General features: G+C 70.7%; 14 protein-coding genes. 7 read left to right on the top strand and 7 right to left on the bottom strand.

Annotated elements, in window-relative coordinates; genetic code table 11:
* Positions 1 to 16 precede the first annotated feature (16 nt).
* The 3 genes from sdhA (at position 17) to AB0G20_RS33080 (ending at position 3,314) form a co-directional block, all read left to right on the top strand.
* Positions 17 to 1,771 carry a succinate dehydrogenase flavoprotein subunit gene (gene sdhA, locus AB0G20_RS33090; protein ID WP_361308805.1) on the top strand — a complete coding sequence of 585 codons (1,755 nt, stop codon included), beginning with the start codon at positions 17 to 19 and terminating at the stop codon, positions 1,769 to 1,771.
* The gene (locus AB0G20_RS33085) at positions 1,771 to 2,550 is read left to right on the top strand and encodes a succinate dehydrogenase iron-sulfur subunit (RefSeq protein WP_031107859.1); all 780 of its coding nucleotides are present in this window, start codon (positions 1,771 to 1,773) and stop codon (positions 2,548 to 2,550) included. The genes sdhA and AB0G20_RS33085 overlap by 1 nt, the downstream gene beginning before the upstream one ends.
* Before the next feature lie 152 nt (positions 2,551 to 2,702).
* Positions 2,703 to 3,314 carry a Uma2 family endonuclease gene (locus AB0G20_RS33080; protein ID WP_361308802.1) on the top strand — a complete coding sequence of 204 codons (612 nt, stop codon included), beginning with the start codon at positions 2,703 to 2,705 and terminating at the stop codon, positions 3,312 to 3,314.
* A 3-nt stretch (positions 3,315 to 3,317) separates the two neighbouring features.
* Here AB0G20_RS33080 and AB0G20_RS33075 read toward each other — a convergent pair whose 3' ends face one another.
* Both AB0G20_RS33075 and AB0G20_RS33070 read right to left on the bottom strand, forming a co-directional pair.
* Entirely contained in the window at positions 3,318 to 5,807 is a 2,490-nt protein-coding gene (locus AB0G20_RS33075; RefSeq protein WP_361308800.1) for a DUF4132 domain-containing protein, read from the bottom strand.
* Complete coding sequence (locus AB0G20_RS33070) at positions 5,807 to 6,199, bottom strand: hypothetical protein (RefSeq protein ID WP_361308798.1); 393 nt, start codon at positions 6,197 to 6,199, stop codon at positions 5,807 to 5,809. Before AB0G20_RS33070 ends, AB0G20_RS33075 begins: the two co-directional genes overlap by 1 nt.
* A 119-nt stretch (positions 6,200 to 6,318) precedes the next feature.
* On the opposite strand from AB0G20_RS33070, the gene AB0G20_RS33065 reads away from it, so the two are divergent.
* Genes AB0G20_RS33065 through AB0G20_RS33055 form a run of 3 tightly spaced genes read left to right on the top strand, consistent with a single transcriptional unit; the run spans position 6,319 to position 8,024 of the window.
* Complete coding sequence (locus AB0G20_RS33065; protein WP_361308796.1) at positions 6,319 to 6,726, top strand: hypothetical protein; 408 nt, start codon at positions 6,319 to 6,321, stop codon at positions 6,724 to 6,726.
* Positions 6,727 to 6,738: 12 nt separating this feature from the next.
* A complete protein-coding gene (locus tag AB0G20_RS33060; protein WP_361308794.1) occupies positions 6,739 to 7,233 on the top strand; it encodes a DCC1-like thiol-disulfide oxidoreductase family protein in 495 nt (164 codons plus the stop codon).
* Between the two features lie 44 nt (positions 7,234 to 7,277).
* Positions 7,278 to 8,024: a TetR family transcriptional regulator gene (locus tag AB0G20_RS33055; RefSeq protein ID WP_361308792.1), complete on the top strand. Its 747-nt coding sequence runs from the start codon at positions 7,278 to 7,280 to the stop codon at positions 8,022 to 8,024.
* A 20-nt stretch (positions 8,025 to 8,044) separates the two neighbouring features.
* Here the strand turns inward: AB0G20_RS33055 and AB0G20_RS33050 are convergent, their stop codons facing one another.
* The 3 genes from AB0G20_RS33050 to AB0G20_RS33040 form a co-directional block, all read right to left on the bottom strand.
* Positions 8,045 to 9,598 carry an ABC transporter substrate-binding protein gene (locus AB0G20_RS33050; RefSeq protein ID WP_361308789.1) on the bottom strand — a complete coding sequence of 518 codons (1,554 nt, stop codon included), beginning with the start codon at positions 9,596 to 9,598 and terminating at the stop codon, positions 8,045 to 8,047.
* Positions 9,599 to 9,772: 174 nt separating this feature from the next.
* Positions 9,773 to 11,431: a metallophosphoesterase gene (locus tag AB0G20_RS33045; RefSeq protein ID WP_361308787.1), complete on the bottom strand. Its 1,659-nt coding sequence runs from the start codon at positions 11,429 to 11,431 to the stop codon at positions 9,773 to 9,775.
* Between the two features lie 23 nt (positions 11,432 to 11,454).
* The gene (locus AB0G20_RS33040) at positions 11,455 to 11,694 is read right to left on the bottom strand and encodes a hypothetical protein (protein ID WP_355720415.1); all 240 of its coding nucleotides are present in this window, start codon (positions 11,692 to 11,694) and stop codon (positions 11,455 to 11,457) included.
* A 172-nt stretch (positions 11,695 to 11,866) separates the two neighbouring features.
* On the opposite strand from AB0G20_RS33040, the gene AB0G20_RS33035 reads away from it, so the two are divergent.
* A complete protein-coding gene (locus AB0G20_RS33035; protein WP_361308785.1) occupies positions 11,867 to 13,168 on the top strand; it encodes a D-alanyl-D-alanine carboxypeptidase in 1,302 nt (433 codons plus the stop codon).
* Here the strand turns inward: AB0G20_RS33035 and AB0G20_RS33030 are convergent.
* Positions 13,116 to 14,033 carry a YihY/virulence factor BrkB family protein gene (locus tag AB0G20_RS33030; protein ID WP_361308783.1) on the bottom strand — a complete coding sequence of 306 codons (918 nt, stop codon included), beginning with the start codon at positions 14,031 to 14,033 and terminating at the stop codon, positions 13,116 to 13,118. The genes AB0G20_RS33035 and AB0G20_RS33030 overlap by 53 nt on opposite strands.
* A complete protein-coding gene (locus AB0G20_RS33025) occupies positions 14,021 to 14,446 on the bottom strand; it encodes a GtrA family protein (RefSeq protein WP_361308910.1) in 426 nt (141 codons plus the stop codon). Before AB0G20_RS33025 ends, AB0G20_RS33030 begins: the two co-directional genes overlap by 13 nt.
* Positions 14,447 to 14,451: the final 5 nt, after the last annotated feature.

The following is a 14,451-nucleotide window of genomic DNA, read 5'->3' as shown; positions in this document are numbered from 1 at the left end:
CGGGGTTGCGAGAATCATGAAGATCCACAAGTACGACACCGTCATCGTCGGCGCCGGTGGCGCGGGCATGCGCGCGGCCATCGAGTCCACGAAGCGCAGCCGCACCGCCGTGCTGACCAAGCTCTACCCCACCCGCTCCCACACGGGCGCCGCGCAGGGCGGCATGGCCGCCGCGCTCGCCAACGTGGAGGAGGACAACTGGGAGTGGCACACCTTCGACACGGTCAAGGGCGGTGACTACCTGGTCGACCAGGACGCCGCCGAGATCCTGGCGAAGGAGGCCATCGACTCGGTCCTCGACCTGGAGAAGATGGGCCTGCCGTTCAACCGCACCCCGAACGGCACGATCGACCAGCGCCGCTTCGGCGGTCACTCGCGCAACCACGGCGAGGCCCCGGTCCGCCGCTCCTGCTACGCGGCCGACCGCACCGGCCACATGATCCTCCAGACGCTGTACCAGAACTGCGTCAAGGAGGGCGTGGAGTTCTACAACGAGTTCTACGTCCTGGACCAGCTGATCACCGAGGTCGACGGCGTCAAGAAGTCGGCCGGCGTCGTGGCGTACGAGCTGGCGACCGGTGAGATCCACGTCTTCCAGGCGAAGTCCGTGGTCTACGCGTCCGGTGGCTGCGGCAAGTTCTTCAAGGTGACGTCGAACGCGCACACGCTGACCGGTGACGGCCAGGCGGCGGTCTACCGCCGCGGCCTGCCGCTGGAGGACATGGAGTTCTTCCAGTTCCACCCGACCGGCATCTGGCGCATGGGCATCCTGCTGACGGAGGGCGCCCGCGGTGAGGGCGGCATCCTCCGCAACAAGGACGGCGAGCGCTTCATGGAGAAGTACGCGCCGGTCATGAAGGACCTCGCGTCCCGTGACGTCGTCTCGCGCTCCATCTACACGGAGATCCGTGAGGGCCGCGGCTGCGGTCCCGAGGGCGACCACGTCTACCTCGACCTCACGCACCTCCCGCCGGAGCAGCTGGACGCGAAGCTTCCGGACATCACGGAGTTCGCGCGCACCTACCTCGGCATCGAGCCCTACACGGACCCGATCCCGATCCAGCCCACCGCGCACTACGCCATGGGCGGCATCCCGACGAACGTCGAGGGTGAGGTCCTGGCGGACAACACCACGGTCGTCCCGGGCCTGTACGCGGCCGGCGAGGTCGCCTGCGTGTCCGTGCACGGCGCCAACCGCCTCGGCACGAACTCGCTGCTGGACATCAACGTCTTCGGCAAGCGCGCGGGCATCGCCGCCGCGGAGTACGCGCAGAAGGCCGAGTTCGTCGAGCTGCCGGAGAACCCGGCGGAGCTCGTGGTCGAGCAGGTGGAGCGACTGCGCGACGCCACCGGCACCGAGCGGGTGGCGGAGCTGCGGCGCGAGCTGCAGGAGACCATGGACGCCAACGTCATGGTGTTCCGCACCGAGCAGACGATCAAGACGGCGGTCGAGAAGATCGCGGAGCTGCGCGAGCGCTACAAGAACGTGGCGATCCAGGACAAGGGCAAGCGGTTCAACACGGACCTGCTGGAGGCCATCGAGCTGGGCAACCTGCTCGACCTCGCCGAGGTCATGGCGGTCTCCGCGCTCGCCCGCAAGGAGTCCCGCGGCGGTCACTACCGCGAGGACTACCCGAACCGCGACGACGTCAACTTCATGCGGCACACCATGGCGTACCGCGAGGTCGGCGCCGACGGCTCCGAAACCGTCCGTCTCGACTACAAGCCGGTCGTCCAGACCCGCTACCAGCCGATGGAGCGTAAGTACTGATGGCTACCCCTGTTCTGGACAAGGAAGACGCGGCCGGCAAGCCCGAGCCCGGTTTCGCCGACTCCCCCTACATCACGGTCACCTTCCGCATCCGCCGCTTCAACCCGGAGGTCGCGGCGGAGGCGGTGTGGGAAGACTTCCAGGTGGAGATCGACCCCAAGGAGCGTGTCCTCGACGCCCTCCACAAGATCAAGTGGGACCTGGACGGCACTCTCACCTTCCGCCGTTCCTGCGCCCACGGCATCTGCGGCTCGGACGCGATGCGGATCAACGGCAAGAACCGTCTGGCCTGCAAGACGCTGATCAAGGACATCAACCCCGAGAAGCCGATCACGGTCGAGGCCATCAAGGGCCTCACGGTCCTGAAGGACCTCGTGGTCGACATGGAGCCGTTCTTCCAGGCGTACCGCGACGTCATGCCCTTCCTCATCACGAAGGACACGAACGAGCCGACGCGTGAGCGGTTCCAGACGGCCGAGGACCGCGAGCGCTTCGACGACACGACGAAGTGCATCCTCTGCGCGGCCTGCACCACGTCGTGCCCGGTCTTCTGGAACGACGGCCAGTACTTCGGCCCGGCCGCCATCGTCAACGCGCACCGCTTCATCTTCGACTCGCGTGACGAGGCCGGCGAGCAGCGCCTGGAGATCCTCAACGACCGCGACGGCGTCTGGCGCTGCCGCACGACCTTCAACTGCACGGACGCCTGCCCGCGCGGTATCGAGGTCACGAAGGCGATCGCAGAGGTGAAGCGTGCGCTGATCACGCGCCGCTTCTGAGGTCGACCGCTTGCTCATGAGGGCCCTGTCTCCGCTGGAGACGGGGCCCTCTGGCATATGCCACGCCTTCGGGTGAAGGCAGCAGAACGGGCCGCACCGACGTCGTCCGGCCTACGATGATGCTCTCGACACCAGCCACAGGAGGCATGCTGATGTCCGCTGCAGCCGTCGAGCGGCCTTACGGAAGGCGTCCGCTGATCGCGGAGGCCAACCGGCTCATGGAGCGCAACCCTGGCTACCGAGTCGAGATCATCGGAGGCCAGATCCTCGTGTCCCCACCCCCCGACGGCGCGCACGCGGTGGCCCTGACCGACCTCATGCTGCCCTTCGTGGAAGCGGGCCTCCACGGGCCGGATTCGAAGCTGGTTCAGGGCATCGGCCTCTGGCTGCCGACCGGCACGGAGGACTATGCGATCCCGGACCTGTCCCTCGTGGACGCCGACTACCGGGACCACCTCATCGAGAACAACTGCTACGACCCCGTCTGCTTCCGTCTGGTCCTGGAGGTCACTTCCAGCAACTACCGGACGGACCTGCGTACCAAGGTCACCGCGTACGCGGAGGCGAAGGTCCCCGTGTACGTCATCGTCGACCGCAAGCACCAGCGCCTGCACGTCCTCACCGAACCCGCCGGGGACACCTACGAGAAGCACCGTCCGCATGCCCCCGGCGAAATCGTCATGCTCCCCGCGACCATCGGCGCCGAAGTCACCCTCGACGTCGCCGCGATCCTGGAGGCGGGTCGGCCGGGGTCGAACGACTGAGGCTCACAACTGGCTCAGAATCGACGGGTCCGTGATCTTCGTGTCCGCCGCCAGCAGCATCGCCTTGCTCAGGATGACCGCCAGCGTGCGGTCGCCCTCGAAGGGGAGGTAGCCCGTCCCCGAAGCCGTCGGGTCGGACTTCGGGACGATGCAGAGGTACTGGTCGTTCGGGGTCATGAGGATGTTGCCCGAGCCCAGGTGGATCTTGTACGTGTGGCGGTCGCCGCGGACGTGGAGGAAGCGGCCCTCCAGCGTGCAGCGGTCGGCGATGGCCAGGCGGGGTATCAGGCGGTCGAGCAGCGTGCGGCGGGTCTCGGCGCTCGCGTTCAGCTCGCCGAAGCCGTACGTCGTCCAGTACTCCCGGAAGCGGCCGCCGGGGCCGCCGTCCTGCCAGGTCGGGTCGTTGCCGACGCTGGCCACGCCGACGAACAGGTCGACGTCGCGCAGGACTTCGGAGAGGACCAGAGGCGGGATGTCCTCCAAGGGGATCGGAGCGACGGGGTCTCGGCCGTCGCGGAGCCACATGGTGTACTCGCCGCCGTAGCAGGGGGCGGAGTTCTCCGGGGCGTCGATCGGGTAGAAGCGGACCTGGTCGGTGCGCAGGCGCAGATAGCTGCCGGAGTCGGTGGTGTCGATGCCGTACTCCTCGCCGTCGCCCTCGATCCAGTACTCGGCGCGCAGGCCCCACTGGGGCAGCTCGCGGGTGGCGGGCGGGGCCGAGTCGTCGACGCACAGGCGCAGCTTGTTGCGCCAGCCGCGGATCGCGGCCAGGGAGTGGAACTGGTGCTGGCGCAGGATGTGCGCCGCGAAGCGGTTGGAGTAACTGCCGGTGGCCCGCTCGGCGTCCGTGAGCAGGTAGATCTCGCGGTGGGCCTGTTTGAACGGCTGAGTGATGCCGTGCCGCTCCAGCCAGTCGCGCCAGGCGACGATCTCGGCGGTTTCGCGGCCGACCGGGTGCCACAGCTCGACCCGGGTGCCCTCCGTGAGCGGTTCGTCGGCGAGTGTGCGCAGGTCCCCGTCCGCCCAGCCGGCCGTCCTGCCGTCGATCGTCCACAGCAGGCGGCGGGCGAGCGTGCCGACGAGCGGGTGGTCGAGGTAGCGCTCGCGCCAGACGGCGTACGGCCAGGTGCGGCGGGCCAGGAACTGGCGGTCCAGGCGCTCGCTCTGCGCCGAGAGCATCTTGTCGATGTCCTTGACCGCGGTCTTCAGGTCCTTCAGTTCGTCCGGGTGGTCGCGCTTCACCGCGGCCGGCACGGACTTGACGGGCTTGCCGGCGGCGTTGCGCCAGCTCAGCACGGCTCGCGGGCCGCGGACGTCGAGGAGTGCGGTCGCCTCGCCCAGGCGGTGTTCGGCGTGACCGATATCCGTCAGGCCGTAGGCCGGCACCGCCAGTTCCTCGATCTCCTCGCGGCTGAGGCCGAGCGAGGTGGCACGGGTCTGCAGGGCCGCGTCGAGGAGCTTGGCCGTGTTCTTGTACGTCACGCGCGTGGCCAGCCGGGCGAGTTCGGCGAGGGCCGTCTCGGAGTCGATCCGGGCCAGCGCGACGACACCGGCGTTGGCGACCTTCGGGTTGCGGGGGCCGATGCCCGCGACCTTCCTCAGTGAGGTCTCGACCAGGGCGCCCAGGGCCCGGGCGGTGCCGGGGTGGGGCGGCAGCAGGGAGAGGAGCCAGGCCAGGCCGCGCAGGGCCGTGGCGTTGTACGGGTCGTAGGCGTTGTTGATGTCCGGCTCCCACGCCTGGCGTTCCAGGGGGAGCGTGCGGGGGCGGCCGACGAGGGCGAGCCAGGACAGGACCGTGTCGCGGACGCAGTCGGCGCCGAGAGTGTCCAGCAGGGTGCGGGCCTGCTTGTCCCACTTGGCGGTGGGCTTGGAGGCCGTCGCCGTCGACGCGTGGGTGAGGAGGGCCTGCCAGTCCGGGGTGGTGGCGTCGCTCAGGGCCTGTTCGGCCCACGCCTCGCCCACGTTGAGGACGGGCTCGGTGAGCTGCCGGGCCAGCCCGACGAGGTCGTCCGCGCGGTAGGCGTCCAGGGCCGCGCGGCGGACCACCGCCACGACGGGAGCCGGGAGGGGACGGCCCGCTGCCAGCTCGGCCCGGCCCAGGATCTCGAAACGGGCCGCGTACCAGAAGGACTGGCGGCGGGCGAGATCGTCCAGGGCCTTGCGGCGCTCGGCGGCCAGCGGATCGTCGGCGAGGCTCTCCGAGCCGTCGAGGCCCTCGGCGATCAGGGTGCACAGGGCGAGATGGCGGCAGCGGGCCTCCGTGTCGTCACCGGCCTGGTGGAAGCGGTCGGCCAGGGCGTGCAGCAACTGGCGACGGTACTCCGCCGACAGGGCGCGGAGCTGGTCCAGCACCTGCTCCCAGCCGCCGCCCCAGGCGCCGCGGCTGGAGTCCATGACGCGCAGCGCCTCGTCGGCGACCCGGCCGACGTCGCCGTCGGCGATCCTGTTGCGCAGCCGGTCCGTGTGCGACCGGGGGGTGCGGAAGGAGCTCATCAGCCACCGACCAGGGGGACGAGCTTCAGGAACGTGACCTCGGTGCCGAGCGGCAGCTCGATCTCCTCGTCCGGGTCGGTGACCTGACGGTCCCCCACCAGCACCAGGAAGCCGTTCCCGGCGAAGGCCCGCTCGGCCAGGGCCGTCTGCGCCTCGGGGTCGATCCGGCGGGGAGTGGGCACCGCGTAGCCGTTCAACACGCGCTCGGTGTCCTCGGGCTGTACGAGGCCCTGGAAGAGCTCCGGTGTGCGGGCGTTGTACTCCGCTACCTCCTGGAAGACCCGGCGCCGAATCAGTTCCCGTACGGTCAGCCGCTCTTCGGCGATCTCCAGCCCCCAGGCCGTCCGCCGCTCCCCCGCCGTCGTCTCGTCGACGAACGTCACGATTCCCATGCCGACGACAGTACGAGGCACCACTGACAATCACTCCGGACCTTGTGTTGAACATGTTCAAAAGTAGGTCTAGAGTCATCCCCGACAGCGTTTTGAACGTGTTCAAGAAGGGTGGGGCAATGGACCGCACGGTCATCGCCTACGTCATCTACCTGCTGGTCAGCATCGGTCTGACCATCTGGGTGGCCCGCACGCTCAGCAAGAACGGGAGGATCTTCCTCGCCGACGTGCTGCACGGCAACGAGAAGCTCGCCGACGCCGTCAACCACCTCCTGGTGGTCGGCTTCTACCTCGTCAACCTCGGGTTCGTCGCGCTGTACCTGAGCGACGACGAGACCATCGCCGACGCGCGCGGCATCTTCGAGGCCCTGTCGACCAAGCTCGGCGTGGTGCTGCTGGTGCTCGGCGTGATGCACCTGAGCAACGTCTACGTGCTCAACCGGATACGGCGCCGGGGAGCCATGGAGCGCGAGCAGGTGCCGCCGGTGCCGCCGCAGGGCTGGGCCGCCCCGTCGGCGCAGGCCTGAGCGGAGGCCCGCGTGAACGCGATCGCACCGGTCCGCCGGCTCACCGTCCTGTACGACGCCGAGTGCTCCCTGTGCGCGTTCCTGCGCGACTGGCTCCGGCGGCAGCCCCAACTGGTGCCGCTGGAGCTGGTCCCGGCCGCCTCCGAGGAGGCCCGGCGGCGCTTCCCCGGCCTCGACCACGGCGCCACCCTCGACGAGATCACCGTCATCGGCGACGCCGGGCAGGTCTACCGGGGCCCTGCCGCCTGGGTGGTCACCCTGTGGGCGCTGCGCGAGCACCGGCCGCTCGCCCACCGGCTGAGTACTCCGGCCGGTGCCCGGCTGGCCAAGGGCGCGGTGCTCGCCGCCGCCAAGTGGCGCGGGGCGCAGGCGCACCGGGGGCAGCGCGGCGGCGCGCAGTGGGGCGGCCGGGGGTACCGGCGGGCGGACGGATGGTCGTACGACCCCGACAGCGGCTGGAGCTACTCCCCGCCGGGCTGCGCCGACGGCACCTGCGCCCCCAGGTAACCGCACCGGTAGCCGCACCGGTGCTGACGTTAGGCTCTCTTTCCGTGCCCGCGAAGAACGACGGCCCCGACGACGGCGCCACCCCCACCAAGTCCGAGCAGACCCGCGCCCTGATCCTGGAGACGGCCATGCGGCTGTTCCAGGAGCGCGGCTACGACAAGACGACGATGCGGGCCATCGCCACGGAGGCCGGGGTCTCCGTCGGCAACGCGTACTACTACTTCGCGGGCAAGGAGCACCTGATCCAGGGCTTCTACGACCGGATCGCCGCCGAGCACCAGGTGGCGGTCCGCGAGATCCTGGACCGGGAGAGCGACCTGGAGGCCCGCCTCGCGGGGGTGCTGCGGGCCTGGCTCGACATCGCCGCGCCGTACCACGAGTTCGCGGTGCAGTTCTTCAAGAACGCCGCCGACCCGGACAGCCCGCTCAGCCCCTTCTCCCCCGAGTCGGAGCACGCGCGCGAGGAGGCCATCAGCGTCCACCGGGAGGTGCTCGCCGGGGCCACGAAGACCAAGGTGCCCGAGGAACTGCGGGAGATCCTGCCCGAGTTGATGTGGCTGTCCCAGATGGGGCTCGTCCTGTACTGGATCTTCGACCGTACCGAGGGGCGCGAGCGCAGCTACCGGCTGGCCGAGCGCGGCGCCCGGCTCACCGCGCGGGGCGTCGCCCTGGCCCGCTTCCGGGTGCTGCGGCCGCTCGTGCGCGAGGTGCACGAACTGTTCACGGAGTTCCTGCCGGGGATGACGAACGCCATCCCCGATCCGGCGGCCCGGCGGCGCACCGACTCCTGAGGCCCGGCCGCGCCGGACCGTCAGAGCGCGGTGAGCCTCCACAGGCGGAACACGCCCGTGCCGTCCGACAGGTACTGGCCGCCCCCGACGTCCTCGGAGGTGACGACGTACTCCTTGGCCTGCCACAGCGGCAGCACCGGGACGTCCCGGGCGACGGTCTGCTGCACCGAGCGGAAGTCCTGGTCGGCCTCCGTACGGTCGGCGAAGCGCCGGCTGTCCTTGATGAGCCGGTCGACGTCCTTGCTGCTGTAGCCGGTGTTCATGGCGCTGCCGGAGCCGACGAGCGCGGCGCCGAAGGTGTCGGGGTCGGGGAAGTCGGCGACCCAGCCGACGGCGTACGCGTCGAGCCTGCCGCCCGCCCACCGCTTCTGGAAGGCGGTCCACTCGTAGCCCTTGAGGGTGACCTTGAACAGGCCGCTCGCCTCCAGCTCCTTCTTGATCTGGGCCGCCTCCTGCTCACCGGCGCCGCGGCCCTCGGCATAGCCGTAGGTGAAGTGCACCGGCAGGCTCACACCGGCCTGGGTGAGCAGCCGCCGGGCCTTCTTCGGGTCCGGCTTCGGGTAGTCGTCGAAGAACGAGGCGGTGTGCCCGGTGAGGCCCGCCGGGATCAGGGAGTACAGCGGGTCGACGGTGCCGTCGTAGACGGTGGCGGCCAGTTCCTCGCGGTCGATCAGCCAGGCCATGGCCTGCCGGACCTTCGGGTCGTGCAGCGGCTTGCCGGAGCGGGTGTTGAAGTACAGGTTCCGGGTCTCGGAGCCGTCCGCCTCGTAGACGCGCTGGGCGGGGTCGCTCGGGTTGAGTCCGGCGAGGACGCCGGGCGGCAGCTGGTCGGTCGCGACCTCGACCTGCTTGTCCTTCCAGGCGGTGTCCAGGGCCTCGGGGGTCGCGTAGTAGCGCAGCTCGACGGGCCTGCCGGTGCCGCTGACGGCGCCCCGGTAGTGCCGGCTGGGCGCGAGGACCGCGTCCCGGTCCTTCGTGTACGAGGTGAGGGTGTACGGGCCCGTGCCGTCGACGCCGTCGTCGGTGCGCAGCTTGCCGGCCGGGTACGCGGTGCGGTCGACGATCGAGCCGGCGCCGGTGGCCACCTTGAAGGGGAACGTCGCGTCCGGCGAGGTCAGGTGGAAGGTGACGGTCATGCCGTCGGCGGCCACGGAACCGAGTGTGCCGAGCAGGGACGCCGGGCCGACCGGGGCCTTGATCTTCAGGATCCGGTCGAAGGAGTACTTCACGTCCTCGGCGTTCATCGTCCGGCCGCTCGGGAAGGTGAGGCCGTCGCGCAGCTCGCAGCGGTACGTGGTGAGGTCGCCGCGGACGAACGCGCAGGTCTTCGCCGCGTCCGGTACGGGGGCGGTGCCGCCCGGCGCGAAGGTCAGCAGCGACTGGAAGACGTTGCTGAACAGCGCCCAGGAGCCCGCGTCGTACGCACCGGCCGGGTCGAGCGAGGTGACGCCGTCCGTCGTGCCGACCGTGATGGTCTTCCCGTCGCCCTTCGACGGCAGGAACTGCCAGGCGCCCACGCCCGCGGCGGCCAGGACCAGCAGCGCCGCGAGTATCCGTATGCGAACCGATCGCATCGGCTTTGCCCTCCCCAGACCCCCTTGGGGCCCTTGTGCGTATGCCACACCCCTTCGTGGCGGGCTCACCCAATCACAGGATTTTGACCGGGGGGAAGGGAGATCTGACGAGTTGGGAAAGACCTTACCGATGGGCTGTTCGGTCCGGTTTCACAGCGTTCTCACAGGGCGGGCTCAGGCCTGCTTCGACGCGAGCTCGACCAGGGTGATGTCCGACGGTGCGCCCACGCGGGTGGGCGGGCCCCAGGCGCCGGCGCCGCGCGAGACGTAGAGCTGGGTGTCGCCGTAGCGCTCCAGGCCCGCGAGGGTGGGGTTGGCGCCGGAGGCGATGAGGTTGCCGGGCCAGAGCTGGCCGCCGTGGGTGTGGCCGGAGAGCTGGAGGTCGACGCCGTGCTCGACGGCGTCGTGGATCTGGACGGGCTGGTGGGCGAGCAGCACACACGCGCGTGCGGTGTCCCGGTCGCCGAGCGCCTTCGCGAAGTCGGGGCCCTGGCCCTCGTCCGCGCCCGCGACGTCGTTGACTCCGGCCAGGTCGAAGTACGGCATCTCCCTGCGGGCGTTCTCCAGCGGGTGCAGGCCCAGGCGGCGGACCTCCTCGACCCACTGCTCGGCGCCGGAGAAGTACTCGTGGTTGCCGGTGACGAAGTAGGACCCGTGACGGGCCCTCAGCTGGGCGAGCGGGGCGGCCGCGGGGCCCAGGTCCTTCACACTGCCGTCGACCAGGTCGCCGACGACCGCGATCAGGTCGGGCTGGGTCGCGTTGATCGTGTCGACGACCTTCTGCGCGAAGCCGCGTCCCAGGACCGGGCCGAGGTGCACGTCACTGACCACGGCGATCCGGTACCCGTGCGCGGCGCGCGGCAGTTTGGCCAGGGGCACGGTGACCCGCTTCACCTTCGGCCCGCGCAGCACGCCGTACGTCCCGTACCCCACGGTCCCGACGGCGGCGGCCGCGGCGGCCCCGGCGACGACCCGGGAGACGAAGAGACGGCGGGAGGGTCCGGTGGGGGTGACGGAGGGCTCCGGGGAGCCCTCGGGGGCGTCGGATTCGAGGCCGCTCTGCGGGTGAGGAGGGGCCGCGCTACCGCCGGAGTCGGGCTGGGAGGCGGCCGCGGGTGCCGTCGCGGGCGCGGGCGCGTGGGTCACGCCTGCGCCTGACTGCGGACCCTCGGCCGTCGAGGTCGCGGTGGCGGCCGCGCTACCGCCGCGCTCGGACTGCGAGGCAGTCACCGGTGTCGCCGCGGAGGCGGTCGCTCCACCGGCACCGCCCGGCTGCAAGGCGGTCGCGGGCGCAGGGGCCGCGCTGCCGCCGTGGTCGGGGTGGGAGGCGGTCGCTCCACCGGCACCGCCCGGCTGCGGCGCGGTCGTCGGCATGGGGGCGTCGCCGGCGTTCCGCTGCGGGCTGGTCGGGGGGACGGTCGCGGCGGGAGGTCGGCCCGCCGCCGTCGCGTCGGTGGGGCCTGCCCGGTCGGGGGTCGGAGTCGGCTGCGGGCCCTGGTTCGTTCGTCGCGCGCGGTGTTCGAGGAAGCGGCGCAGGAGCGGCCGGACGATCTCACCGGCCAGCACCGCCAGCAGCAGGTATATCGACAGGGCCAGCCACAGGAAGCCCGGCCAGGCGAGGACCTGCTGGAGCCAGAACGGGGCGCCCGAGCGCTCGGCGACCAGGGCGGTGATCGCCAGGATCCAGCCGCCGGCGATCAGGACCGCGCCCGCGCGGCGCGTGCGGCCGGGGCCGCGGGTCGTGTCGCGGAACAGACGGCGCCACACGTACCAGTTGGCCGTCACGATGACGGCCAGGACCAGCACGGCGACGAGTACGAAAACGATGACCACGGTGTCGTGTCTCCCGATCGCCGCTATGACGTCCGGCGCAGTGCGCGCAGACCACGCAACCCGATGGCCCCGATGGCCGTCCCCAATACGAAGGAGACGACGGCGAGCAGCAGGTGCACCCAGAAGTAAGCCGTGGGACGACCGTCGTCGAAAGCGAGCCCGCTGCTGTCCTTGACAAGGTTCTTGACGAAAGTGATCCAGATGACCCAGCTCCACACCCCGAAGGCGAGCAGGAACCAGGAGACGGGGCGGCTGAGCTTCACAAAATCAGACCTTTCATCACAGCGCCGAGCTCCCGGGGCCGGCCGGGGGTCCGGGGAACGTCCCCCGGATGAGCACAGCATGAGACCAGTATCGCCAGAGCCTGTCCGGTTCCGTTCCCGGGGTGGGGCCGGGGGCGGGACTTCCCGCCGTACGGCATGTACGTTTCCGACCGTGCCCGCTCCGAAGAAGACCATCAGGCGATCCCTGCTGGTCACCTCCGCCGCCCTGTCGTCCCTCGCCCTGGCCGCACCCGCCGCCGTCGCCGCCCCGAGCCCTTCGGGCAGTCCCTCGGCGAGCCCGTCGGCCACTCCCCCGGCGTCGATGTCGACCGTGGGCGGCGCCCGGCTCGGGCAGCCGGGGACGCAGGTGAACCTGGCGGGCGGCGTGCCGGTGCTGCCGAAGGACCTGAGCGCCCGCTCCTGGATCGTCGCGGACGCCGAGTCCGGTGACGTGCTGGCCGCGCACAACGCGCACTGGCGCCTCGCCCCGGCGAGCACGCTGAAGATGCTGTTCGCGGACACGCTGCTGCCGAAGTTCCCGAGGGACACCAAGCACAAGGTCGTGCCCTCCGATCTGGCGGGCATCGGCTCGGGCTCCAGCATGGTCGGGATAAAGGAGGAGGAGACGTACACGGTCCACGACCTGTGGCTGGGCGTCTTCCTGCGCTCCGGCAACGACGCCGTGCACGTGCTGTCCGCGATGAACAAGGGCGTCGAGAACACCGTCAAGGAGATGAACGAGCACGCCGAGGAGCTCCAGGCCCTCGACACGCACGTCGTCAGCCCGGACGGCTACGACGCCGAGGGGCAGGTCTCCTCCGCGTACGACCTGACGCTGATCGCCCGCTCGGGGCTGCAGAAGAAGGACTTCCGGGAGTACAGCGCGACGGTCAGCGCCAAGTTCCCGGGGCAGACGAAGAAGGGCAAGAAGGGCAAGAAGGTCCGCGAGTCCTTCGAGATCCAGAACACCAACCGGCTGCTGGCCGGCGACTCGGACGTGCCCGTCTACCAGGGCATCGCGGGCGTCAAGAACGGCAACACCACCAACGCCGGCGCCACCTTCACCGGCGTTGCCGAGCGGAACGGCAAGGTGCTGCTCGTCACGGTGATGAAACCGGAGAAGGACGAGCACAACGAGGTCTACAAGGAGACGGCCCGGCTGTTCGACTGGGGCTTCAAGGCGGCCGGGAAGGTGCAGCCGGTGGGCGAGCTGGTGCCGCCCAGGGGCGCCGAGCAGGCCAAGCCCGGCGCGAACCCCTCCGGTGAGGCGGGCGGCTCCGGGGACGGCGGCAGCGGCACGGCCGGGACCGGCGCGAAGCCGGTGGCCAGCGCCCCGGCCGCGAACGGCTCCAGCGGCATCGGGACCGCGCTCGGCATCACGGGCGGGGTGCTGGTGCTGCTCGCGGGCGGCGCGTTCCTGGTCAACCGCCGCTGGCCGCTGCCGGATCTGGTGCGCCGCCGGACTCGCCAGTGACGCCCGGGACTTCGTCCTCCTTGCTCTGCGTCGCCGTCCAGGCGGCGCAGAACAGCACCAGCTTCGAGGTGAAGTTGATCCACAGCAGCAGCGCGACGGGCACCCCGAACGCGCCGTACATGCTCTTCGCGGCCACGCCCTGCAGATAGCCGCTGAGCAGCAGCTTCAGCAGTTCGAAGCCGATCGCGCCGGTCAGCGCCGCCACGAACAGGCGGTGGCGCGTCGGCTCGACGCCGGGCAGCAGGGTCAGGACGTAGAGCAGGAGCAGGAAGTTCGCGAGGACGGCGATCAGGAACGCGACGATGTGCAGCAGGACCCCGCCCCAGCCGCCCTCGTCGATGCCGAGCTCCCGGGTGAGCCGGCCGATCATCGCGGAGGCGACGGCGGAGGCGGCGATGGTGACCAGGAGCGCGCCGCCGAGACCGAGCAGGACCCCCGCGTCCTTGCCGTAGCGCACGGCGGGGTTCTCCTCGTCGTCGTCGAGGTCCCACACCGCCCGCAGGCACTCGCGCATCGAGCCGGCCCAGCTGACGCCCGTGAAGAACAGCAGCGCGCCCGCGATGAGGCCGATCGTGCCGGCGTTGTCCACGAGGCCGGCGATGTCCAGCTGGTCGGAGATGCCCGGGACCTGCTCGGCGAGCTTGTCTTGGAGCTTCTCCTCCTGCCCCGTGCTGAGCGTGGCGGCGGCGATGGTGGCGGACACCGTCAGCAGCGGGAACAGCGCGACGAAACTCCTGAAGGTCATCGCGGCGGCCAGCCGCGTCCACTTCACGCCGTCCAGCCGCTCGTACGAGCGCCACGCGTGGGTGACCATCAGCCGCTCCGCCCACGGCCCGATCACCGGGAGTCTTTTCAGCCAGTCCATGATCCGACTCTGCCCTCCGCCCGGAACACCCATGTACGGGTACCCCAGAACCGCAGGACTGTGGCCAGTGCCATACCGATGACCGCGCCGGAGACGGTGTCCGCGCGCTGCGAGGTGAGGCCGAGGCCGTAGTGGCTGACGGCCAGGCAGAGCAGTTGGACGGCGGCGCCGGCGAGGTTCACCGCGAAGAACACGGCGTACGGGCGCACGCCCCGGTGTCGCGTGGTCCGGTAGGTGCCGAGGGCGTTGCCCGCGTAGGCGACCGTGCAGGCGGCCAGGAAGGACAGGGACTTGGCGGTGAGCGGGTCGAGGCCGGCGGGTCCGCGCAGGCCGGTGAAGAGGGCGAGGTCCACGGCGTAGGCGAGGAGACCGACGGTGGCGAAGCCGAGCAGTTCCCGGCGGCACGGGAGCACGGGGC

The organism is Streptomyces sp. NPDC024017 (genome assembly GCF_040638895.1).
GTDB lineage: Bacteria > Actinomycetota > Actinomycetes > Streptomycetales > Streptomycetaceae > Streptomyces.
Note: the sequence above shows the minus strand (reverse complement) of the source record. Positions and strands in the feature narration are given on the sequence as shown.

Bases quoted from the DNA above. Each gene is read 5' to 3' on its own strand.
- AB0G20_RS33070 (WP_361308798.1), bottom strand. From the start codon at position 6,199: ATGGGAATCGTGACGTTCGTCGACGAGACGACGGCGGGGGAGCGGCGG.
- sdhA (WP_361308805.1), top strand. From the start codon at position 17: ATGAAGATCCACAAGTACGACACCGTCATCGTCGGCGCCGGTGGCGCG.
- AB0G20_RS33085 (WP_031107859.1), top strand. From the start codon at position 1,771: ATGGCTACCCCTGTTCTGGACAAGGAAGACGCGGCCGGCAAGCCCGAG.
- AB0G20_RS33075 (WP_361308800.1), bottom strand. From the start codon at position 5,807: ATGAGCTCCTTCCGCACCCCCCGGTCGCACACGGACCGGCTGCGCAAC.
- AB0G20_RS33050 (WP_361308789.1), bottom strand. From the start codon at position 9,598: ATGCGATCGGTTCGCATACGGATACTCGCGGCGCTGCTGGTCCTGGCC.
- AB0G20_RS33065 (WP_361308796.1), top strand. From the start codon at position 6,319: ATGGACCGCACGGTCATCGCCTACGTCATCTACCTGCTGGTCAGCATC.
- AB0G20_RS33030 (WP_361308783.1), bottom strand. From the start codon at position 14,033: ATGGACTGGCTGAAAAGACTCCCGGTGATCGGGCCGTGGGCGGAGCGG.
- AB0G20_RS33080 (WP_361308802.1), top strand. From the start codon at position 2,703: ATGTCCGCTGCAGCCGTCGAGCGGCCTTACGGAAGGCGTCCGCTGATC.